At 42.6% G+C, this 21,924-nt stretch carries 20 protein-coding genes; 12 read left to right on the top strand and 8 right to left on the bottom strand.

The annotated features are described in order from the left end of the window. Positions 1–28: 28 nt before the first annotated feature. Positions 29–784, bottom strand: coding sequence for a tRNA pseudouridine(38-40) synthase TruA (gene truA / locus K429_RS0117950; protein ID WP_026367796.1), 756 nt, complete (start codon positions 782–784; stop codon positions 29–31). Positions 785–938: 154 nt separating this feature from the next. Between truA and K429_RS0117945 the strand changes: the two genes are divergently transcribed. Both K429_RS0117945 and K429_RS0117940 read left to right on the top strand, forming a co-directional pair. Continuing rightward, positions 939–1,781, top strand: a complete 843-nt coding sequence (locus tag K429_RS0117945) for a hypothetical protein (RefSeq protein ID WP_026367795.1) — start codon at positions 939–941, stop codon at positions 1,779–1,781. Between the two features lie 97 nt (positions 1,782–1,878). Further along, complete coding sequence (locus K429_RS0117940) at positions 1,879–2,562, top strand: DUF5715 family protein (RefSeq protein WP_007212609.1); 684 nt, start codon at positions 1,879–1,881, stop codon at positions 2,560–2,562. Between the two features lie 83 nt (positions 2,563–2,645). On the opposite strand, the gene K429_RS0117935 is transcribed toward K429_RS0117940, so the two are convergent. The 4 genes from K429_RS0117935 to K429_RS0117915 form a co-directional block, all read right to left on the bottom strand. Continuing rightward, positions 2,646–4,157 carry an NAD(P)H-hydrate dehydratase gene (locus K429_RS0117935; protein WP_026367794.1) on the bottom strand — a complete coding sequence of 504 codons (1,512 nt, stop codon included), beginning with the start codon at positions 4,155–4,157 and terminating at the stop codon, positions 2,646–2,648. Between the two features lie 428 nt (positions 4,158–4,585). Beyond that, positions 4,586–5,536 (bottom strand): helix-turn-helix domain-containing GNAT family N-acetyltransferase, encoded by a 951-nt coding sequence (locus K429_RS0117925; protein ID WP_044096910.1) that lies wholly within the window; start codon positions 5,534–5,536, stop codon positions 4,586–4,588. Positions 5,537–5,656: 120 nt separating this feature from the next. Continuing rightward, on the bottom strand, positions 5,657–6,172 hold the full coding sequence (locus tag K429_RS0117920) for an HXXEE domain-containing protein (RefSeq protein ID WP_026367791.1): 516 nt from the start codon (positions 6,170–6,172) through the stop codon (positions 5,657–5,659). 31 nt (positions 6,173–6,203) lie between these two features. Continuing rightward, entirely contained in the window at positions 6,204–6,689 is a 486-nt protein-coding gene (locus K429_RS0117915; protein WP_007215371.1) for an HU family DNA-binding protein, read from the bottom strand. Positions 6,690–7,050: 361 nt separating this feature from the next. On the opposite strand from K429_RS0117915, the gene K429_RS0117910 reads away from it, so the two are divergent. The 3 genes from K429_RS0117910 (at position 7,051) to K429_RS0117900 (ending at position 9,004) form a co-directional block, all read left to right on the top strand. Next, entirely contained in the window at positions 7,051–7,629 is a 579-nt protein-coding gene (locus tag K429_RS0117910) for a Crp/Fnr family transcriptional regulator (RefSeq protein WP_007215370.1), read from the top strand. A 167-nt stretch (positions 7,630–7,796) separates the two neighbouring features. Beyond that, positions 7,797–8,546 carry a hypothetical protein gene (locus K429_RS0117905; protein ID WP_026367790.1) on the top strand — a complete coding sequence of 250 codons (750 nt, stop codon included), beginning with the start codon at positions 7,797–7,799 and terminating at the stop codon, positions 8,544–8,546. After that, complete coding sequence (locus K429_RS0117900) at positions 8,543–9,004, top strand: hypothetical protein (protein ID WP_044096728.1); 462 nt, start codon at positions 8,543–8,545, stop codon at positions 9,002–9,004. Before K429_RS0117905 ends, K429_RS0117900 begins: the two co-directional genes overlap by 4 nt. Positions 9,005–9,106: 102 nt before the next feature. Here K429_RS0117900 and K429_RS29485 read toward each other — a convergent pair whose 3' ends face one another. Then, positions 9,107–9,985: an AraC family transcriptional regulator gene (locus K429_RS29485; RefSeq protein ID WP_157133914.1), complete on the bottom strand. Its 879-nt coding sequence runs from the start codon at positions 9,983–9,985 to the stop codon at positions 9,107–9,109. A 386-nt stretch (positions 9,986–10,371) separates the two neighbouring features. On the opposite strand from K429_RS29485, the gene K429_RS0117890 reads away from it, so the two are divergent. From K429_RS0117890 to K429_RS0117880, 3 genes are read left to right on the top strand one after another with little or no spacing between them, the layout of a single operon-like run. Further along, positions 10,372–11,475, top strand: a complete 1,104-nt coding sequence (locus tag K429_RS0117890) for an efflux RND transporter periplasmic adaptor subunit (RefSeq protein WP_026367788.1) — start codon at positions 10,372–10,374, stop codon at positions 11,473–11,475. Between the two features lie 11 nt (positions 11,476–11,486). Continuing rightward, positions 11,487–14,636, top strand: coding sequence for an efflux RND transporter permease subunit (locus K429_RS0117885; RefSeq protein WP_026367787.1), 3,150 nt, complete (start codon positions 11,487–11,489; stop codon positions 14,634–14,636). Positions 14,637–14,638: 2 nt separating this feature from the next. Continuing rightward, positions 14,639–16,009, top strand: a complete 1,371-nt coding sequence (locus tag K429_RS0117880; protein WP_044096726.1) for an efflux transporter outer membrane subunit — start codon at positions 14,639–14,641, stop codon at positions 16,007–16,009. 95 nt (positions 16,010–16,104) lie between these two features. Here the strand turns inward: K429_RS0117880 and K429_RS0117875 are convergent, their stop codons facing one another. After that, a complete protein-coding gene (locus K429_RS0117875; RefSeq protein WP_026367785.1) occupies positions 16,105–16,875 on the bottom strand; it encodes an AraC family transcriptional regulator in 771 nt (256 codons plus the stop codon). Positions 16,876–17,041: 166 nt separating this feature from the next. On the opposite strand from K429_RS0117875, the gene def reads away from it, so the two are divergent. From def to K429_RS0117855, 4 genes are read left to right on the top strand one after another with little or no spacing between them, the layout of a single operon-like run. Further along, on the top strand, positions 17,042–17,614 hold the full coding sequence (gene def / locus K429_RS0117870) for a peptide deformylase (protein WP_026367784.1): 573 nt from the start codon (positions 17,042–17,044) through the stop codon (positions 17,612–17,614). A 17-nt stretch (positions 17,615–17,631) separates the two neighbouring features. After that, a complete protein-coding gene (gene rhuM / locus K429_RS0117865; protein ID WP_026367783.1) occupies positions 17,632–19,020 on the top strand; it encodes a RhuM family protein in 1,389 nt (462 codons plus the stop codon). Between the two features lie 39 nt (positions 19,021–19,059). After that, on the top strand, positions 19,060–19,866 hold the full coding sequence (locus K429_RS0117860; protein WP_026367782.1) for an MBL fold metallo-hydrolase: 807 nt from the start codon (positions 19,060–19,062) through the stop codon (positions 19,864–19,866). Positions 19,867–19,885: 19 nt separating this feature from the next. Beyond that, a complete protein-coding gene (locus tag K429_RS0117855) occupies positions 19,886–20,740 on the top strand; it encodes a hypothetical protein (RefSeq protein ID WP_026367781.1) in 855 nt (284 codons plus the stop codon). Here the strand turns inward: K429_RS0117855 and K429_RS0117850 are convergent. Further along, positions 20,737–21,858 (bottom strand): retron St85 family RNA-directed DNA polymerase, encoded by a 1,122-nt coding sequence (locus tag K429_RS0117850; RefSeq protein WP_026367780.1) that lies wholly within the window; start codon positions 21,856–21,858, stop codon positions 20,737–20,739. The genes K429_RS0117855 and K429_RS0117850 overlap by 4 nt on opposite strands. Positions 21,859–21,924: the final 66 nt, after the last annotated feature.

Raw genomic sequence — 21,924 nt, 5'->3', positions numbered from 1 at the left:
ATCCGACTTAAGAAACTGTTTCGACTGCTTAACTGCTTATAAACAGTTCTTCCGGATATGTGACATCTACCAGAAACAGGGCATTGCCCGGAACGGAAGTACCAGCCTTGCAACGGTCTTTCTGCTCGATAACACGCCGGAAGCCATCAACGGTGAGCTTGCCACGGCCTACTTCGAGCAAAGTGCCGACAACTGCACGAACCATATTGCGCAGGAAGCGATCCGCCTGAATGGTGAATACCCAGGTTACATCGTCTATCTGAGTCCAGGCGGCATGCATGATGCGGCAGTTGTTTGTTTTTACGTCCGTATGCAGTTTGCTGAAACTGGTGAAGTCTGTATAATCAAACAAACTACGGGCCGCTTCGTTCATTCGTTCGAAATCGGGTGTCTGGAAAAGACGACAACGGTATTGACGATTGAAGGGAGACTTTGCCGTAGTCACGTAATATTTATACATGCGTGCCGTTGCATCAAAACGAGCATGCGCATCGGGCTTCACTGCACGGAGGCGGTAAACAGAAATATCGGGCGGCAAAAGGCGGTTTAGTTTGTCGGTAAAGAAAACTGTATCAAGCGGTTCGTCACTATCAAAGTGGGCAACCATCAGAGAAGCATGCACCCCGGCATCGGTACGTCCGGCACCAATAACCTCTACTTCACGGCGCATCAGTGTGGCAAGTGCACGCATCAGACACTCTTGTACACTGTCTCCGTTGGGTTGTATCTGCCAGCCGTGGTAGGCGGTTCCGTCATAAGCTAAATAAATAAAATACCGTTGCATACTCTTTTGCTTTCATTTTTCGGGCGCAAAGATAACGCAAACCCTAAAAGAAATGAAAGAATACGTCAACAAATCTTGCTTCCATTATTTTATATATGTACCTTCGTCACTAATTTACTATCATATAATAAAGTAAATCTTGAATAATACAAACATGGAACGTGAAACTGCAAGATTATTAAAAAATACTGCCATTTGGATAATCCTTGTTCTCATAACAGGAGGCAGTATCGGTTTAACAGAAAGATTCTTTGGTAAACCAGCCTCTCTCATTGTAGGCGCATCAATTCTCTCTGGATTCATGTATTGGGATTTTCTAAAAAGAAAATCAGCAGAAGATACCACCAGGCAAATCTTTGAACTTTTAAAGGCCAATCGCGATAATAGTTCAATAAACTCATCACTCAAAAATAAATCTACCAATTTCAAGCTTCAAACTTCAGCAGCCAACTACCAGTTTTCAATATCGCCAAATAAATGCCACAGCCTATTCCGGATAAATTTCATATTAAAAAGTGATGCAAATAAAGAGGTGCAGCACAAAATCTCGAAAGAGATACAATCATTCATCACTGAGCATCCGGAGCATAAAGACGTTATACGGTTCCGCAAAAAATCTTTATTCAATGACATTTGGGATTGTTCTATATGCTGCGAAGCTGACAAACTCAGATCTAGACCCCAGCTCTTGCTTATAGGAAATTTGCTGAGAAGTATAGAAGATAAATATCTTCATTCCGTAGAGACTTATCTTAGTTTCTATGATCATCACAAAGATATGATCTTCTATGTACATTATATGAATGGCACAGCTATAGAGTCATATATAAAAGATGAAGAAAATGATATCTGGGGAATACAAGATGTATTAGACGATGAATATTTCACATTAGCAAAATTACACAAACAATCAAAATCCGGAATGATAAACATAACCCCATCTTCTTTAGAAGAGTTCACCTTAATGAAAGAGAACGCTATTTGTGAAATAGATTGAGCCGTCACTTTTTTCTTTAAAAAACGATAGTATATAGACAAGAACTCTCTTTTCTTTTTCCTACTTTTGTGCCCACATAAAAACATTTTCAAGCCATATGCAACAAAGATACAACAAACTTCCGCTTTTATTTTTAGCAATACTTATGGCCGGCACTTCCCTTGCCGGATGCAAAAAGAAAGATATGTCCCTCAAACTGAATGAACCGCGAAACATTAAAGGAGTAATCAGTTACAGACGAACCTTCGGCGACTTGAATGAAGCGCATCTGAATGTCGCACAAGCCATAGGCATTACGCCAATTGCCTCCCGCAAAGAGGCCGAACACATGAAGGAAAAACTTCAGCACATCGAAACGAACGATTTATATGTGGTAGACTCGCTGACACACTCCATCCCATATCTCATTAAAGGTGCAGCACAACTACTGGATACCATCGGTACCAATTTCCTTGACTCACTGACCGCCAAAGGACTAAACCCCAATAAAATAATCGTAACCTCCGTACTCCGCACCGAAGACGACGTAAAACGCCTGCGTCGCCGCAATGGCAATGCCTCGGCAAACTCTGCGCACTTCTACGGAACTACATTCGATGTCAGTTGGAAGCGCTTCAAGAAAGTAGAAGATGAAGATGGACGCCCGCTACAGGATGTCAGTTCAGATACATTGAAACTCGTACTCTCCGAAGTATTGCGCGACTTGCGAAAAGCGGATAAATGCTATATAAAGTATGAGTTGAAGCAAGGATGCTTCCATATTACGACGAGAGGAAAATAATAAATTAGGTATTAAATTTTAAGTATTGCAGTATTAAGACTGCGCCATAACACTGCATACTTAAAACTTGATATCTTGTCTTTTCATTCTTCCATCATCCTCCACGCCAACGGCAGACACGTCACGATATCCCCAGCTGTCATTCCTATCGCCCCATACTTCTTGCAAGCGATATCTCCGGCAAGCCCGTGAACATACATCGCCAGGCAGGCTGCATCTTCCGAAGCATACCCTTGTGCCAACAAAGCCAGCACTACACCCGTCAAAACATCTCCACTGCCGCCTGTTGCCATACCCGGATTACCTGTAGTATTAAAATAGCACTTCCCTTGCGGAGTAATAACCACAGAGTAAGCACCTTTCAAGATGATATATGTTCCTGATGTTCGCGCCAACTCACGTGCTTTCGTTAAGCGTTCATAAGAATCCTGACACTTTCCTATCAATCGTTCCAACTCTTTCGGATGCGGTGTCAGAATACTCCCTTTCGGTAAGCGTCCGATATAACTGCGATGCCCTGCCAGTACATTCAAAGCATCAGCATCCACTACCATAGGAGATAAACAGCTATCTATCTGTTCCAATACCGCACCCTCTGTCTCTTCCGCCTTTCCCAGACCCGGACCGATGCCCACTGCCTGATAATCATCCGTATCCGTAGGACAAGCAAAACAGGTATCACTGGGGTCCAGTTCCGTCATAGCCTCTGGCACGGAAGTCTGCACAATCATATTGTTACAATAAGGCACATGCATCGTCAGCAACCCTACTCCAGAACGCAGGCAAGCTTTTGCGGCAAGCACCGATGCTCCCGCCATTCCTTGCGAACCGGCAATAAGCAGGGCGCGTCCGAAGTCCCCTTTATGGGCAAACTTATTTCTCGGTTTCAACAGATCCTGCATATCCTCAGCTTCCAACAGACTATAATCAGTCGCCATCTCCTCTATCGCATCTTCACTCAGACCGATATCCAGCAATTCCCATTCACCCACGAACTCCTGATTCTCTGCAAAGAGAAAAGCCAGCTTCGGCAATTGCAGACTCAGCGTCACATCCGCACGGACAATATTAGCTTTGATATTAAAGGTATTCTCCTCCCCCATCAATCCCGAAGGAACATCAATAGCCACGATCTGTGCCGATGAAGCATTGATATACTTCACCACGGCAGCAAAGCCACCACTCAGCGGCTTGTTCAATCCACTACCGAACAGTCCGTCGATAATCACATGGTCAACCGTCAGCACGGGCGGGACGAATTGTGATGTCACTTCATGGAAATCCACATTCTTCACATCCACCAGTCGTTCCTTGTTCGCCTCGCAATCGGGAGAAAGTTCTCCTTTGGTATTAAACAGATAAACCGATACCTGGTAACCCTTTTCCGCCAGCAATCGGGAGACTGCCAATGCATCTCCACCATTATTACCCGGTCCGGCAAATACCGTAATCGGTGTTTCAGCCTCCCAGCGTTTCGTAATCGCTGTTGTCAATGCCTGCGAGGCACGCTCCATCAGGTCGATGGAAGCAATCGGTTCATTTTCTATTGTGTAAGCATCCAACTCTTTGATGCTTTGAGTAGGAAATATCTTCATATTTATCTTTCTCTATTATTGTTCAAATTCTATCAATACATTAATCCAAATATCCAAAGCTGCATTCTATAAGTTGATATGAAGTAGTAAATAATTGTTTCATCCGTATCAATGCTAAATTGATTTCTCACAAAGATAGATTGTATTTCATAGAACACAAAATATTATCAGTTTTGTTTTTTATAAAATACAATCCATCATTTGTCCATAAACAATTTATAGACATGATAAGCATGAATAATTACAGCAATTGTACAACCTATTATGAAAGGCATCGCATGTAAGAACAATCCATAAATTATATATATAGAATTAGCACCTATAGCAAGAATTCGCAAATGAAGAACTTTCTTCATTGTCATTGAAAACAAATTAAGTGTCAAAGCTGAATAACCGATAATATCGACCATATTTCCTGAAATTTACAATTATGCTTCACTCAATAACTCTTTCACCATATGAAAAGGGGCATCTTGATATAAGCCTGATTGATCCAATGCATTACCTATATGTTCATATCCGTATTTTTCATACATAGCAACAGCATTTCCAAATTGATGATAAGAGACAATATACATATGTGTATATCCGGCTTTCATTGCTCGCCGTTCTATTAGTTGAAGCAGACGTTTCCCAAGTCCTCTCCCTCTTAGTTCCGGTCTAAAATGGAATTTTGATAATTCAGCATAACCATTTGGTAAACCTTTGGTTGGATAAAAGCCACCTCCACCCAATATTGTACCATTACATTCCACCACCCAATACTCCGCATCTTCGATATTAAAAGTCTGAAACATCATATCCGTATGCGGGTCGTCATAAAAAGTGCCAACCTTAGGAGCATCATGTTCTTCAACCGAAGCACGAAGTACACAGGCTATTGAAGTATTATCTTCTTCCTCTATGGAGCGTATGACAATTGGCTCAACCTCCTTAACCGCAAGATTTATTTCCATATCATTTACTATATTGCAGATAGAATCCATACTATTTATTAGTTTTTGCAACTGATAATCATTTAAATGCGCAAAGATATCTTCCACTGATTGATTAGCAGCAGCATTTAAGTGATGATAAATTTCACATCCTCTTTCTGTTAGGTTTATCAAGCACATGCGGCTATCTTTTTCTGTTCCTTTTCTGTGTATATATCCTTTCTGTTCCAGCTGTTTTAATAAACGAGACAGCAAACCTTTATCCATGTTCAATTCATTGGATATATCCTTAGAACTCCTGTCAGGGTGTAAATAAACATCCTGAATAATACGAATCTCAGGAAGTCCAAATTCACTTCCTAAATAAGACTTGTTAAGCACGCCCAATATTTTTGTATAATACCTGTTGAAGGCTCTTATACTATTTATATATTCTTGTTTCATGGCGCAAAGATAGGAGATATAGTTGATTAAGTCAACTAAAGAAAGAGAATATGTGATACCAAGCACAAGAATTACTCCTTGCACTTGAATTTAAGTATTCACGAATCAAACAGGCTGATTTTAAATGAGAGCATCCAGCCTGCGCCCCAACGCATGAGCCAATTTCAGATTCAACATCATAATAAGGACACCCAATATTCCCCCCAATAGAAAATCCATTGCAGTAAACAAGCCCGTAGAATAAAAGAAATAACAGACATAAACCGCATAAGGCAGACAAAGCAATGAGGTTACTATAGCCGGAATATACTTCCTTAGCAGTACGAATTGCCCCACATGCACGAGCAAATGTATGCCAAATGCAAGGAACAAAGCCATCCACAAAAAATAATGCCGGGAAAGAACTGCATAGACAGATACGCCACTGATAATAATAAATTCCTCGGCAACCGATATTGCAAAACCAGTCGTGCTCAACTCCCGTAATTGCATGATTTGCTTTCTCAACACCGGGAAGCGGCGGGACAATTCATCTGCATTCCGTTCCATCCACCTCTGTTGCATAATAATCTCTTCGAAATCATGCAACATGAAGACGACGGGAAACAGACATATCAGTAACACAATATGATCCATAACGATGATTTATAAAGTAACATGATGCACGCTAATAAGCATCCATTTCATCCTCTTCCCGTTCCGCCTGCTTATCGGCCAGTTCCATCTTCTTCGTCAACAGCTCCTCCGGAAAATAATACTTAAACGGAATCCGATGGCATCCCGCACGCTTCACGGCCAGTGTCAGCATACGGTCCGCTTTGAAGTACACGCGTGAGAGTCTGACGGAATGTGGCAACACATCTTCCGGATGTTCGAAACCCTTGCTCGTGACTGCCGTCTGAAACGACCCGATGCCGCGTAACGTCACAGAGCGTCCGTCGCTCAACTCCTCTTCAATGATTTCACCCGTTGCAGCCAGGACAGCTTCTACCACTCCCGGATGAAAACCAGTCCGTTGAGCTACCCGATGTGCTACGTCCCGCTCCGTCCTGCCGCTCTTTTTCTGCATTTTCTTGCCGACGGCATACCACAATTGCGGTTTTTCTTTTTTCGTTGCATCCACCTTGCGGCAGACTATGTAAGGGATTGCCATATATCAAATGTATTAACAGTTAACGCTTTATTATTAAACAGTCCGTCTTTCTTTAAAGAATACAGATACCTACATGCACATGTTAGGACTACTGACATGCACATGTAAGTAGCATCAACATGCACATCTCAATATCACTAACATGCACATGTAAACACCACTGTTTATTAAACAAAGGTAGACTATTTAATAGAGATAAGCAAGGAATATTAGCATTAACGTCAATAGACAGACAATTACCTGAAAAAATAAATAAACCATAAAATTAAAGCCTTCTGCCTAAATAATCTTTTTTATTATTCCGATAATATACTTTCTTTTGTATTTTTGCTATCAATAAGACAAAAACTAATCTACACACATGAAAGGCTTTAATAACTATACGGAGCGTGAAGAATTCTCCATATTCAAAAAATTCTTTTTGGATCATGGACGATGCAAGGAAATGAAGAAAAAAGAATATTTTGCGGAGCAAGGCATTGTCACGACACATGCCGCCTATGTCGAGAAAGGTATGTTCCGCTATGTCTGTACGGATGAAAACGGATGTGAACACATTGTAGGCTACGCTTTTGCAGGAGAATATGTCGGTGATTACCCACAATGCATAAAGAAGGATAAAGCAATGGTAAGCATTCAGGCAACAACCGATTCTCTGATATATTATGCATCTGCCCAAGAAATAATCAACTTCTTTTCCACCGACAAATCTACTCAGGAATTGGAAAAAATTTTAGCGGAAGAGCTCTTTGTCCAGACTTATAAGCGCTTGCTGGATATTTACTGCAAAACACCTACTGAACTCTATGTGGATTTAGTAAGACGCTACCCGGATTTTCTCAATTATATCACACTCAGGGAGATAGCTTCTTTTCTCCGTGTCACTCCTGAAACAATCAGCCATATACGAAAGAATACCAAGGGAATAGAGTTTTGTTAAAAAATCATAGGATTATCACTTTATTTTGAAGGCCTTGAATTCGTTCAAGGCTTTTCTTTTTTTTATGCACTTAATTTGTAGCGAGTTAAACATTAAAGACTAATGATACCATACAAAAGTAGAATTAAACGTTCGATAAAGAAGAATCACGATCAAAATACATAATTATGAAACGTATACATATTCTGTTAATGGCATTAGTGGCTCTGTCCATTCAAGGTTGCCAAGATGATTTTGACGTTCCGTCCGAACAAGCAAGCAGAAGCTATGAGCAGGACGCAGAGGTACTGAACAGATTCGTCGACATAAACAAGACGACGCATGAGTATTATATCAATCCCAATAAGCGGACTACTGCTTTGTCTTATATCACCAATGCCGATGCGGAAGAGTTGGCTGTCGTCAATTCGTTGAATCTTGATGTATTTCAGCAGAGCATCGACCGCGTAGGCAAACTGTCGGGACAATTTGCGTCCAACCACGGAGTGGATTATGTGGTGATGATGACCGGTAACGAAGTCTATGTGAGCCGTACCAAAAGCGATTCCCCCATAGTGCTGGAAAGGATGAATGAGAATGAAGCTACCCGCAGTTACTATCCCAGGACTGCTTCCTTAAAAGTAACCGATAGTGAAAAGGAATACACCGTTTATGGAAGCGGGGATATTGAAACATCCATTGAACTCTTTCCACAAGCCTACAAGAATGCAGGTTGGGCATTCCTCGTTTCTTGTGAAATGAAAGAAAACGGCAACAGACAAATGGTGAACGTGCTGTTTTGCGGTGTAGGATATCGAATGATTGCTCCCCGCTTTGCATGGCATGCGGCCCAGTCGGATACAGAATGGAACTTCAGAGTAGCAAGCAGTTGCGACAGCAACACCACCATCGCAAGACTTAATATTTCACATCCATGATAAAAAGGTCATATATCTATTTGTCGTTTATCATTCTCTCCCTGCTGACGGGCTGCGTCGAGAAATCGGGCTACTACGACGACGGGCAACAAAAGATTATCGACAACTTGACCAAGAACGAGGGATGGGAACGATCCTACCACATGACGTCGTATGATGGCAGAGAGTGCGATGTATACGAATTGTGGGTTTTCAAAAGTGATGCCACCGGTTCCCGTAAATTCGTATGGAACTATGATGATGGAGAAGTCTCCGAAAATATGGGTTATTTCCGCTGGTCGTTCACAATACCTAATTTTAAGATTATCTATATGGATAGCGGGTTATATTGGGAAATAAAACAGCTGACCACCGACAAATTGCACATATACGAAACTTATGACGATCCGATAACTGTTCCCGGACAAGATTACAGAGAATACAGGGAGTATGAATCACTACCGCTCTCTACAAAATAACGGAACAATCTAAACTAGACTTTTCAAGAGAAATCCTGCTTCACGATTCTGTGAGGCAGGATTTCATATAAGATCACTTATAGAGATAAGCAAGTAATACCACTATTCTATTCCATTTCTGTATTGTAAAGGAGACACCCCTTTAATCCTCCTGAAGAATTTGGTCAATACGGCCTGATCCGAAAAATGCAATTCATCTGCTATTGCCTGCATAGTCTTATCCGTATTTATCAACAGATTCACAATCTCCCTCACCAGTTCCTCGCAAATCCATGTATAGGCATTTTTTCCTGAACAGACTTTCACTACACGCCTCAGATATTGAGGGGTGACATTCAAACGGGATGCGTAAAAATTCACGGTATGTTCTTCCTTTACATATTCGGAAAGAAGTTTCATAAACTGTGCGAACAGCGTCCTTTTTCTATCCGATTCCCTGCTTTTCCTTTTTTCTTTTTGCGTTTTGTGCAATAATATTTCCGACATCTGTAGAAGCAGTACGGATATCTTACATTTCAGCATTGAGTCCTGAAAATGATACAATGGGTTAGCCATGGTTTGTTCTATATCATCCAGACATTTGATGATGGAGACAATAAAGCTATTTTCAATCATATACACCGGATTCTGCATGATATCCATTGCATAGGACAATGGCAAAGGCGGCCTGTTCTTGAAAAGTTCCAGGAGATACTCGTCTGTAAGCAGCAAGAAATAAGCCTGAATATCCGGAGAGGCGGAAAGCAGTTTAACGGATTGTTTGTCCCCCAACACATCCACAAAGTAACCTCTGGTCAGCGACTGTATCTTACCCTGCACACTTATCTCCATGCTGCCACCAACAACAAACAATATCGCATGTGAATCTATTCCGGGAATATTCTCCTCTTCACGAATTTCCGAATTTATCTTCCAGATAGCTATGCCCTTTTCCGATACATAAGGTATATGGTAATAAGAAATCAAGTCTACAAATTTCATAGGCATTCCATTTTGTACAATTGCAAATGTAAGGGCTACCGTCACATTTTTAATTCAAGAATCGATAAAGAAATACATTTCACCGACTATTGGTTCAAAATCATCTATCAGTCTCTACAGGCTCAGATAACAGTTTACAATTTTCAACATAACTTATTGATATTCAACACATAGTTCGTAATAAACAAATAAACTTTCCAAATAGTCAAATTCACTCAAAGTGTTTCCATATAGACAAAAAAAGTGCTCCTTAAAACAAATTGGCTCCCGAAGTATATTGGCAATTTTGCGGCAGAAATCAAGGAAAAGTAATTGCTCACGAATGATTGGAATAGTTATCTGCAAATATATGATTAATGAGTAGAATATAAAAAAACAGAAGTAAAATGAAGAAAGTGTTTCTATGTACAAGCCTGTGGATGCTGTCCCTGCTGCTTGTAACCTCATGCAAAAATGCGCCGCAATCCATGGGAAGTGCGGATTATAAAACAATGGAAGTAGAATATGGAAATTGCACATTGAGCCAAAGCTATACGGCCGTCATCAACGGAAGGCAAAGTGTGGAAATACGCCCACAGGTTAGTGGCATCATCACCAAAGTCTGCATAGCCGAAGGTGCTAAAGTACATCAGGATCAAGTCCTGTTTATTATCGATCAGGTTCCTTATAAGGCAGCCCTGCAAACCGCCATTGCCAACGTGAAAAGTGCGGAAGCTGCTGTTGCCACCGCACGCATGACAGCAGAGAGCAAGGAGGAACTGTGCAAGGAAAAAGTAGTTTCGGACTTTGACCTGCAGACCGCCCGCAACTCTCTGCTCGAAGCGGAAGCAGCCCTTGCACAGGCACAGGCCGAGGAAGTGAACGCCCGCAACAATCTTTCTTACACGGAAGTGAAAAGTCCGGTGGACGGTGTGGCAAGCATGTTGCCCTACCGCGTCGGAGCATTGGTTAGTTCATCCATCACAACTCCCCTGACCACCGTTTCCGACGACCGGGAAGTATATGCTTATTTCTCCATGACCGAAAACCAGATACTTTCACTCGTCAGCCAGAGCGGAACGCTGGAAAAAGCCCTGGAAGAGATGCCCGAAGTTGACTTGCAGTTAAGTAACGGGCAGGCGTATGCGCACAAGGGAAAAATTGATGCCATCAGCGGGACGATTGAAGCCGGAACTGGAGTCATCTCCGTACGCGCAACTTTTCCTAATCCCGAACAGATGCTTCGGAATGGCAGTAGCGGGGAGGTCATTTTCCCCTATAACAAGGAAAACGTGATTATCATTCCGCAGGAAGCCACCTTTGAAGTACAGGACAAAGTCTTTGCCTATAAGGTAGTGGACGGAAAAGCCACTTCAACCCAATTGCAGGTATATCCCATAGACAATGGCAAAGAATACGTGGTAGAAAAAGGTCTGGAAAAAGGCGACATCATCATTGCAGAAGGTGCGGGTCTGATTCAAGAAGGGACTGTTGTTAAAACCGCTAAATAAAGGAGGTTCCTATGAAACTAAGAACATTTATAGACCGCCCCATCCTGTCATGCGTCATCTCGGTGCTGATTCTGTTGGTGGGAATCATCAGCCTTGTGAACCTGCCGATGGAACAATATCCTGACATTGCCCCTCCTACCATCAGTGTATCCGCCAGTTATACAGGAGCCAATGCCGAAACGGTACAAAAGAGTGTGGTTGTTCCGCTGGAAGAAGCCATCAACGGTGTGGAAAACATGCTCTACATGACCTCTACTTCCACCAATACCGGTTCCGGTTCCATTATGGTTTATTTCAACCAGGGAACCGACCCGGACATGGCCACCGTAAACGTAAAGAACCGCGTGGCAGAAGCAGAAGGGCTGCTTCCTGCTGAGGTCACCAAAGTGGGAGTCACTGTACAGAAACGGCAAAATAGTATGCTGAAAATCCTCGCTTTATATAGTCCGGATGACAGCTACGACCGTAACTTCATCAATAACTATTTCAGCATCAACATCGAACCCCGCCTTTCCCGTATCAAGGGAGTGGGAAACGTCATGATTATGGGAGACGAATACGCTATGCGTATCTGGATGAACCCGGCTAAAATGGCGCAATACAAACTTGTACCCGATGATGTGATAAACATTTTAGCGGATCAGAACGTGGAGGCTGCCACCGGTACGCTGGGCGAAGATTCCGAAAACACATTCCAATATACACTGAAATACCGTGGACGCTACCAGACTCCTGAAGAGTTTGAGAATCTGGTTGTCAAGTCTCTTTCGTCCGGTGAAGTGTTGCGCCTGAAGGATATTGCAGAAGTGGAACTCGGGGCACAAAGCTATGGTTATACAAGTGCCGTTGGCAAGCATCCCGGAAGTACCTGTATGATTTCGCAAACCTCCGGCTCCAATGCCAATGAAATTATTAAGGAGATAGACCAACTGACGGCTGAAATAGCGAAGGAACTGCCGAAAGGATTGGTACTGGAAGACTTGATGAGTACGAAAGACTTTCTCGATGCTTCCATTCACGAAGTAGTGAAAACGCTGATTGAAGCCATCCTGTTGGTTATACTGGTGGTGTATGTGTTTCTGCAAAGTGTGCGCTCCACCATTATTCCAAGTATTTCGATCATTGTCTCGCTGGTGGGAACATTTGCTTTCATCTATTTGATGGGGTTCAGCCTGAATCTTATCACTTTGTTCGCCCTGGTGCTGGTCATCGGTACGGTGGTGGATGATGCCATAGTGGTGGTAGAAGCCGTACAGGCTAAGTTTGATGAAGGTTACCGTTCGCCCTACAAGGCTACGACAACTGCGATGGACGGCATCTCGGCGGCTATTGTGACTACCTCGTTAGTGTTTATGGCTGTATTTATCCCGACCTCCTTCATGGGTGGAACCAGTGGTACATTCTATACACAGTTCGGACTGACCATGGCTGTCGCTGTAGGTATCTCCGCCGTGAATGCATTGACATTAAGTCCCGCCTTGTGTACCTTGCTGATGACTCCCCATATCGATACGTCCAACGGACAGAAGCTGAGCTTCTCTTCCCGCTTCCATAAAGCCTTTGAGACATCCTTCAACCGTATTCTCTTCAAATATAAAGGAGGTGTAAAGTTCTTCTTCAAGCGTAAATGGATGGCATGGAGCGGACTGGCGATTGCCGTTGTCCTGTTGGTGTTCTTTATGAATACAACTAAAACGGGGCTTATTCCGGATGAAGACATGGGAACTATTTTTGTAAACGTGACGACACCTCCGGGTAGCAGTTTGGCACAAACCAAGAAAACGATGGACAAGATAGCCGAGAGTATAGAAGATATTCCGCAACTCAAGCAATTTTCCAACGTTACGGGCTACAGCATGCTGGGCGGTCAGGCTCCTTCGGGCGGTATGCTCATCATCAAATTGAAAAACTGGAAGGAACGTCCGGAAAAGAGTGACGAGATAAGTGCAGTCATCAATCAGATTTATGCCCGAACCTCGCATATCAAGTCAGGCAAGATATATGCCTTCGCCCAGCCCACCATTATGGGATACGGTATGGGTAGCGGCTTCGAACTTTACGTGCAGGATCGTGCGGGCGGAGACATTGCCACCTTACAGGAACACGCCAACAAGTTTATTGCCGGTCTGAACCAGCGTCCTGAGATTTCGATGGCATATACTTCCTTCGACACTAAGTTTCCCCAATACATGGTCGAAGTGGATGCAGTCAAATGCCAGCGTGCCAATGTTTCCGCATCGGATGTGCTGAGCGTCCTTTCCGGATTTATCGGAGGTAACTACTCGTCCAATTTCAACCGTTTCTCCAAACTTTACCGCGTCATGGTACAGGCAAAGGCGGATTACCGGCTGGACAAGGATGCATTGAATAATATGTTTGTACGCACAGGAGACGGTGAGATGGCTCCCGTCGGACAGTTTATCACATTGACAAAGGTTTATGGCGCCGAAACACTGAACCGTTTCAACCTTTACAGTTCCATCGCAGTAAATGGTATGCCCGCCGACGGCTATAGCACAGGCGATGCCATCAATGCCATTGCCGAGGTAGCTAAACAGACTTTGCCCGTGGGCTACGGATACGAGTTTGCAGGAATGACGCGTGAAGAAGCAGAGACAAACAATACGGTTATAGTTTTCGCTATCTGTATCATATTCGTTTACCTGATACTGTGCGCGCTTTACGAAAGTCTGTTTATTCCGTTGGCAGTCATGCTGTCCGTACCTTTCGGACTAATGGGTAGTTTCCTTTTCGCCAAACTCTTCGGACTGGAAAATAACATTTATATGCAGGTGGGACTGATTATGCTGATCGGTTTACTGGCAAAGACGGCCATCCTACTTACCGAGTATGCATCCACCCGCCGCAAACAAGGAATGAGTATCGCTGCCGCTGCCATGTCCGCCGCCGGAGTCCGTTTGCGTCCCATCCTGATGACCGTCCTTACCATGGTATTCGGCATGTTGCCATTGGTATTCGCATCCGGTGCCGGAGCCAATGGAAATATTTCGTTGGGATTAGGAGTTGTAGGAGGAATAACTATCGGTACACTGGCATTGCTCTTTGTGGTGCCTGTATTCTTTATCGTATTCCAGACCATACAGGAGCGTGTGATGCCCAACCATAAACAATCAGAATCAGAACAAGAACAGGAGGTTTAAAGATGAAAGAGATAACAAAAATCGTGTCCGGAGTCGTACTGACTGCCCTAGTGAGCAGTTGCGGCATCTACACCCAATATAAAAGGCCGGAAGTAAATACTGAAAATCTGTACCGTGTAGAAGAAACGCAGTCGGACAGTGTAAGCATAGCCGATTTATCATGGGATGAACTTTTCACGGATACGGACCTTCAAAGTTTGATACAGGAGGGATTGCAATCTAATACGGACCTGAATATTGCCCGACTGAAAGTAAAAGAAGCCCAGGCTACCCTTATGTCTTCCAAATTGTCTTATCTGCCTTCCCTACAATTATCTCCGGAAGGTACGCTAAGCAGCTTTGACGGGGCAAAGCCTTCAAAGACCTACAATCTGGGAACTTCTGCAAGCTGGGAAATAGACGTCTTTGGCAAACTGACCAATGCCAAACGCAAATCCCGTGCCGCCTTGGAGGAAAGTGACGCTTATCGGCTGGCAGTGCAAACACAAGTGGTAGCCACGGTTGCCGCCAACTATTATTCACTTCTGATGCTCGATGAACAGGTAGATATAACCAAAGCCACCATAAAAAGCTGGGAGGAATATGTCCATAGCCTCCGGGTGCTGATGAAAGCAGGGCAAGCGGACCGTTCAACAATCAGTCAGGCAGAAGCCAGCCGACTGAGTGCGGAATCTACATTGCAAGACCTGTTACAACAAGTCAATGAACTGGAAAATACTCTTTCCACTTTCTTGGGGCGCGTACCAGGACCTATCAAAAGAGGGAAACTGAACGGGCAGACTTTCCCGCAAGAACTTTCCGCAGGTGTTTCTCTTGACCTGGTATCACACCGTCCGGATGTACGTGAAGCTGAGGCTTCCTTAAAGCAAGCGTTCTATTCAACCAATCAGGCACGTTCCGCTTTTTATCCAAGCATAACGTTGAGTGGTTCAGCAGGATGGACAAACAGTGGCGGGGCAGCTATTACCAATCCCGGTTCATGGCTTTTGCAGGCGGTAGGTTCGTTGGTTCAACCTTTATTTAACCGGGGAACCAACATTGCCAACCTGAAAATAGCCAAGGCTCAGCAGCAGGAGGCTGTATTCACCTTCCGTCAAGCCTTGCTGGATGCAGGGAGCGAAGTCAACAACGCTTTGACTCAATGGCAAACGGCACGCAACAAAATAGAGTTGGCAACCAAACAGATACAACATCTGGAGACTACGGAACATGACACACAGCTCTTGATGAAGTATGGCACTACCAATTATCTGGAGGTACTGGTGGCCCGGCAGTCTCTATTGTCAGCCCGGCTGAACCTAGTAGCAGACCGATATTCTGAAATAGAGGGTGTTATCAATTTGTATCATGCCTTGGGAGGAGGAACCGAATAAAATAAAAAGCATTCTACGATCAAACGATATTACTGTCATACTCTACTCTTATCTTCTTTGAAATCGCGTAGTCGTAGAATGCTTAAAACTTCCATTTATAAAGTATCATTGCATGCACGCAAATACTGCATGGGAGTTTGTCCGGTATACTTTTTAAAGTCCTTAATGAAATGATTCGTGTCGCTATAACCACTATCCGCAGTAATGCGAACCAAATCTTTCTGTACTCGAAAAGCGGTATAAGCATGGATGAACCGCTGCAAAGAAGAGTAACACTTGGGCGTCATGCCGACTGCTTCGGAACAGTTTCGTTCCAGCCATTTATAGTTAACACCTAAATGAGACTTTAATTCATCGATGGATAATGTTCCTTTATGCAGTCTGATATAGCGAATGGCCTCATCCAGCAGCTTATTAGATTTTTCATTTACGGATAGGATATTGCGGATACAGTTTTCTAAAAGCCCTATCTTCTCTCCTACTTCCACACATTGCTGCATTTCTTCCAGCAAAGCCTCCGATTCATGAAATACGGATTGTAGATTCCAAAATGGACGGGTATTGAGTTTTTTGGCATCCAATCCAAACAGACGGTAAAAAGATGCAGGTTTAAACCGTACTATCAGTAGATAAGTGCCCTTTCCAGAGAAACGAACAGCCATCTTTTCAAAAGACCTTGTACTGAACCAACCTGATTTGAATCTGGAAGTTGCCTCATTATACTCCAGCTCTACTTCATCTTCCGCCTCGGACAGGAATGCTAACATAGGTGTTCCGTCATTATACACCAGACTATCGGATAAATCGCAGCAAGGAAAGATAAAGAAACTATCGACATACTCTTGCAAATCTTTTGCAGGAGTCATTGCTCTTATCCCGCCAAGAGAAGCGAAAGGATGTGATATGATATGTTCAAATAGGCTTACCGGCATGTGTGCAAAAGTACACAAATATAAGATAGTACAGAACGATATGTCTAAAATTTACCATAAGGGTTGATGGCTATGGACTACTTTTGCCTAAAAAAGTAATATGATTAAGCCAATAACGATTTACGGGAATCCCGTACTGAGAAAAGAATGTGTGAGTATAGAGAAAACTTATCCGGGTATCCAAGAAGTCATAGAGACGATGTGGCAGACACTGAGAAATGCAGACGGTTGCGGTCTGGCTGCTCCACAGATCAATCTTCCTATCAAACTATTCGTAGTGAACAGCCGGGATAGCTATGCATATATGTCTGCCAGAGAGAGGGAACGTTTCTTTTCAAAAGATGATTGCGGGATAGAAGAAACATTCATAAATGCGGAAATAACAGGATACAGTGACGAGGTATGGACTACGGGAGAAGGCTGTCTGAGTATTCCCGATCTGTATGAGGAAGTGACACGACCCTGGTCCATAACAATAAAGTATCAGGATAAGGAATTTAATGAGCAAGTCAAGGTTTACCACGGATATACGGCACGAATCATCCAACATGAGTTTGAGCATACGGAAGGGAAACTGTATATAGATCATTTGTCGCCTTTCAGGAAACAATTAATAAAAAACAAGTTAGTACGAATTGCAAAAAGAAAGAAACACTATCTTTGTGAATCATAGTATAAAGTATAAATAAGATGGAAAATAACCCAGACAACATATCGCAAATTCCGGAAATGCAATCTCCGTTTGATGAAATCAAGCAGAGCGATGACAAAGGAATAGCGTTTTGGAACTCTCGCCAATTAGCCAATGTTATGGGATACAGTGATTACCGGAATTTCGAAAGAGTTATTAATAAGTCTATCACTATGTGCGAGCAAAAAGGAAACCATTCCGGTGAGCATTTCATCACCTTCACCGAAATGGTACAGTTAGGTTCCGGTGCATACCGCCAAGTTAACACCTATCGATTATCTTCTCTTGCTTGTCTGATAATCTCTCAAAACGCAGACAAGAAAAAGCCTTTTGTGAGATTGGCACAAACATACTTTTCAGAGAACACTACAGCAGAAGACATAGTAAGTTCCTTAGAATCAAACATATTCTTATATCAATCAAACAAAGGAAAAATCTCCGTATCTGTGATTTTCAATAATGAAACTTTTTGGCTTTCACAGAGACGTATGGCGGAACTTTTCGGAGTAGATACCCGTACCATCAATTATCATTTGCAGCAGATATATTCCACTAAAGAATTGATAGAAGAAGCAACTATCCGAAAAATTGAGATAGTTCAACAAGAAGGTAACAGATCGGTCACCAGACCTGTCGCCGTGTACAATTTAGATGCTGTAATTGCTGTAGGATATCGAGTTAACAGTTACGAAGCCACTCAGTTCAGAATGTGGTGCGCATCTGTACTCAAAGAATTCCTGCTCAAAGGATTTGTATTAGATGACGAACGACTGAAGAATACAAATGTTTTCGGGAAAGATTATTTTGATGAATTACTGATACGCATTCGGGAAATACGTACTTCAGAGCGTCGTTATTATCAAAAGATAACGGACATTTACGCCGAATGTAGCGCTGATTATGATCCTAAGTCTACAGATACAAAAAACTTCTACAGAATCGTACAAAACACAATGCACTGGGCCATAGCCCATAAGACAGCTGCAGAAATCATTTACGAACGCGCTGACGCAGAAAAGCCGAATATGGGATTAATGACCTGGAAACATGCTCCCCATGGGCGTATCATTAGAAATGATGTCACGATAGCCAAGAATTATTTATCTGAACCTGAAGTAGATGCACTCAATCATTTATCCAATGCATTTCTTGATTTTGCAGAGAACATGGCTCATCGACACATTCTGATGACCATGAAAGACTGGAAGAAAAAGCTGGATTCTTTCTTGCAAATCAGTGATTATGAGATATTAAAAGATGCAGGAAAGATTTCACATGAAATTGCCCAGGAAAAAGCACTGGACGAATATGAAAAATTCAGATTAATACAAGACCGGGATTTTCTTTCTGATTTTGATAAGGAAATAAAAGGGCTTTTTGACAAGTGAGACAGATTGTTTTTGTACTATCAATATAGATAATATAATATGAAGCTAACCGTATTAATAGATAACAACACCTACATCGATGAATATTATATAGGTGAACCTGCCCTGAGCTATTATATAGAAGATGAAAATGAACGCCTTCTGTTTGATACCGGATACTCTGACGCATTCATCAGAAATGCGCAGGCGATGAATATAGATTTATCTGCAATATCCACCCTCATACTTTCGCACGGTCATAATGACCATACAGGTGGGATAAAATATCTGATGAACCAATATCCAGATTGCAAATGCAAGATTGTGGCTCATCCGGACGTATTTAAAAAGAGAATCTACAATGAACTTCACATTGGTTCTCCACTAGCAGAAAAGGATGTAAAAAAGGTGATGAATTTACATTTGACCAAGCAACCCGTCAAAGTAAGTAAGAACATAACTTTTCTTGGGGAAATACCGATGATGAATGACTTTGAGCGCCGGCATGCCATAGGGGTTATCGAAGAAGGTGAACGGTCTGAAGATTATGTAATGGATGATTCTGCCATTGTGTACCAGGGAAAAGACGGTTTATTCATTATCACAGGCTGTTCCCATAGCGGGATATGCAATATCATTGAATACGCCAAAGAGGTATGTAATGAACAGAAGATTGTCGGAGTTATAGGTGGTTTTCATCTATTTAAACTGTCGGAAAGGCTTACGAGAACGATAGATTATTTTCAAAAGAATGGTATCGAAGAACTGTATCCATGTCATTGCGTCTCTTTCAAAGCGAAAGCGGAAATACATAAGTCAATACCCGTACACGAAGTGGGTGTCGGACTAAAAATAGAGATCGAATAGTAACCTAAATAATGAAGTTATGAAAGCATTCAGTTTATTAGTAGCACTTATGGCTTTAAGTTCATTGGGAGGAAACGGCAACGTTTCTATGAACCTTCATGAAAAAGCCATTGACACAGATCGCCCCAATGGCTGGTATTATGTAACCAGCGGAAAACAAGACAGCCTTTCAGCAGAACCGATAGTATCTACCAAGGAATTTGCTGCCGTTGAGCTCGATTCTTTCCAGAATGAGCAGAATAAGGAAATGGTATATCTGATTGTAGGTAGAGTAAAGGATTCTTCTGTCAAAACATGGGCAGATGCCACAGAACAGTCGATAGGTAAGCACATCGGGTTTGTCTACAGGAATAAAATAATCTGTTATCCCCGGGTGAACGCCCGCATCGAAAGCGGTAATTTTTCTATTTCAAGTACCGAAGCTGCTGAAATGAAAGCATTATACAAAGAAATTCAGGAGGAAATACTAAATGCAGAAATCAACCGGGAACACGATCAAGCCTGGGAAGATGCCCGCAAGGTACGTGAATCCATTACTGACTCTACTTTTCTTAAAACTAAACGTCCTATGTCCGATGATGCCATAGGTCCCTACAACTATCAGACAGGTTTTCTTGAAGACCGCGCCTACAACCGGACTGTTTACGTAATAGCTATAGACAGAGCCAAGAAGCATCTTTCCGTCAAGAATAACCAACTGGTATTGAACCTGAAATCAGGAGCAGAAATTAATATTGCAGAAGACATGTACCAATATATCATCAGGTTGTTTGTCGACTGGAATAAATGGGTGAAAGAAGGAAAATTCAAAATCATAAAAACAGAAGAAGGGTATTATGATATTGAACCTACTCCTCAGAAGAAGAAAAATTAAGATCCTTTCTCCAAATCTTTCAAAGCAGCAATAGAATCGGAAACATAAGCATTATCCGGTTCTATGGACCGCCAGTAGCAAAGAGTTCCGATCAGACGCTTCAAGTAAGCAGGATCATGAGAACCTATCCGGCGTTGATGCTCTGCAAGTCCTTTCGTCAGAATGAAATGGACATTCTTGCGTATCTCCCTTTTCTTTGCTTTGGGAATGGTCAGCTTCACACCGGAGCTGATGGAAACGCCTGTGATAATCTTTCTCTTATGCTCACTCAGGAAACGGGTTTTCTTATGATTGATTTCAAACTTTTCCTCTCGAATGATCTGTTTAATCAGAGGCAATATCTGTTGAGCCGGAAAGACATCTCCCGAAAAGGTGAGATCATCCGCGTAGCGGGTATAAACCAGATTATATTCAGTAGCTAGTGCCGCCAGCTTTTTGTCCATCTCATAAGAGATGATATTACTCAGTGCCGGACTGGTAGATGCTCCCTGAGGCAGACATCTGCGTACACAGCATAAAGCCGCAAGCACTCTTGCAATCTTCGGCGGATATCCCATATTCTCAAACATTTTCCGTACCCGCAGACTACGTATAGAGCCAAAGAAATCATGAATATCAGTTTTCAGCACATAGGGCTTGCCCAGGTGCGGCCGGACATTATCGGAAATGGACATCTTGCACCGGAAACCGGTAGCTGCGGGATGTAGATTCACAAATGATAAAACGCGATGATTGATAGTATCCTGAATGGCCTTCAGATCTTTGTCCGGTGCTGAAATCATACGGTAGCCTCCCTTTCTTTTACCAATCCAGAATTCCCGGTAATGTCCGGGAATATCTTTCAGTATCTCTTTCAGGGCCGCTTCTTCCACTCCTAACAGATTGGCACACTTCACCACTGCCTCCTCGTCGAACCATGGAATGGTGATCGGAGCAGAAGTACCAAAGTACCGGCTAAACCATCCTTTACGGGTAGTTTCTGTATCGGTAGTATCTTCCGTATTACTGCGGTTTCCGGCTTTCCACCTTTTGTATCCTTCCTGTTTCCGGCTCGAAGAGATAATTTTGTAAATCAACAAGCCGGTGACAATCAGTACCGCTATTAGAATTCCATTCATCTTACATAGCTAAAAAAGGAAGAGGATGAGTATTTACTAATGTAAATCGTGGTATTTATACCAGAG

The organism is Bacteroides sp. 14(A), assembly GCF_000526555.1.
In the GTDB taxonomy this organism is placed as follows: domain Bacteria; phylum Bacteroidota; class Bacteroidia; order Bacteroidales; family Bacteroidaceae; genus Bacteroides; species Bacteroides cellulosilyticus.
The sequence above is the reverse complement of the archived record's forward strand: the minus strand, read 5'-3'. Positions and strand labels throughout refer to the sequence as shown.

What these genes read in the sequence shown, in the direction of transcription:
- truA (WP_026367796.1), bottom strand. Translation starts at nt 784, where the DNA reads ATGCAACGGTATTTTATTTATTTAGCTTATGACGGAACCGCCTACCAC.
- K429_RS0117945 (WP_026367795.1), top strand. Translation starts at nt 939, where the DNA reads ATGGAACGTGAAACTGCAAGATTATTAAAAAATACTGCCATTTGGATA.
- K429_RS0117940 (WP_007212609.1), top strand. Translation starts at nt 1,879, where the DNA reads ATGCAACAAAGATACAACAAACTTCCGCTTTTATTTTTAGCAATACTT.
- K429_RS0117935 (WP_026367794.1), bottom strand. Translation starts at nt 4,157, where the DNA reads ATGAAGATATTTCCTACTCAAAGCATCAAAGAGTTGGATGCTTACACA.
- K429_RS0117925 (WP_044096910.1), bottom strand. Translation starts at nt 5,536, where the DNA reads ATGAAACAAGAATATATAAATAGTATAAGAGCCTTCAACAGGTATTAT.
- K429_RS0117920 (WP_026367791.1), bottom strand. Translation starts at nt 6,172, where the DNA reads ATGGATCATATTGTGTTACTGATATGTCTGTTTCCCGTCGTCTTCATG.
- K429_RS0117915 (WP_007215371.1), bottom strand. Translation starts at nt 6,689, where the DNA reads ATGGCAATCCCTTACATAGTCTGCCGCAAGGTGGATGCAACGAAAAAA.
- K429_RS0117910 (WP_007215370.1), top strand. Translation starts at nt 7,051, where the DNA reads ATGAAAGGCTTTAATAACTATACGGAGCGTGAAGAATTCTCCATATTC.
- K429_RS0117905 (WP_026367790.1), top strand. Translation starts at nt 7,797, where the DNA reads ATGAAACGTATACATATTCTGTTAATGGCATTAGTGGCTCTGTCCATT.
- K429_RS0117900 (WP_044096728.1), top strand. Translation starts at nt 8,543, where the DNA reads ATGATAAAAAGGTCATATATCTATTTGTCGTTTATCATTCTCTCCCTG.
- K429_RS29485 (WP_157133914.1), bottom strand. Translation starts at nt 9,985, where the DNA reads ATGAAATTTGTAGACTTGATTTCTTATTACCATATACCTTATGTATCG.
- K429_RS0117890 (WP_026367788.1), top strand. Translation starts at nt 10,372, where the DNA reads ATGAAGAAAGTGTTTCTATGTACAAGCCTGTGGATGCTGTCCCTGCTG.
- K429_RS0117885 (WP_026367787.1), top strand. Translation starts at nt 11,487, where the DNA reads ATGAAACTAAGAACATTTATAGACCGCCCCATCCTGTCATGCGTCATC.
- K429_RS0117880 (WP_044096726.1), top strand. Translation starts at nt 14,639, where the DNA reads ATGAAAGAGATAACAAAAATCGTGTCCGGAGTCGTACTGACTGCCCTA.
- K429_RS0117875 (WP_026367785.1), bottom strand. Translation starts at nt 16,875, where the DNA reads ATGACTCCTGCAAAAGATTTGCAAGAGTATGTCGATAGTTTCTTTATC.
- def (WP_026367784.1), top strand. Translation starts at nt 17,042, where the DNA reads ATGATTAAGCCAATAACGATTTACGGGAATCCCGTACTGAGAAAAGAA.
- rhuM (WP_026367783.1), top strand. Translation starts at nt 17,632, where the DNA reads ATGGAAAATAACCCAGACAACATATCGCAAATTCCGGAAATGCAATCT.
- K429_RS0117860 (WP_026367782.1), top strand. Translation starts at nt 19,060, where the DNA reads ATGAAGCTAACCGTATTAATAGATAACAACACCTACATCGATGAATAT.
- K429_RS0117855 (WP_026367781.1), top strand. Translation starts at nt 19,886, where the DNA reads ATGAAAGCATTCAGTTTATTAGTAGCACTTATGGCTTTAAGTTCATTG.
- K429_RS0117850 (WP_026367780.1), bottom strand. Translation starts at nt 21,858, where the DNA reads ATGAATGGAATTCTAATAGCGGTACTGATTGTCACCGGCTTGTTGATT.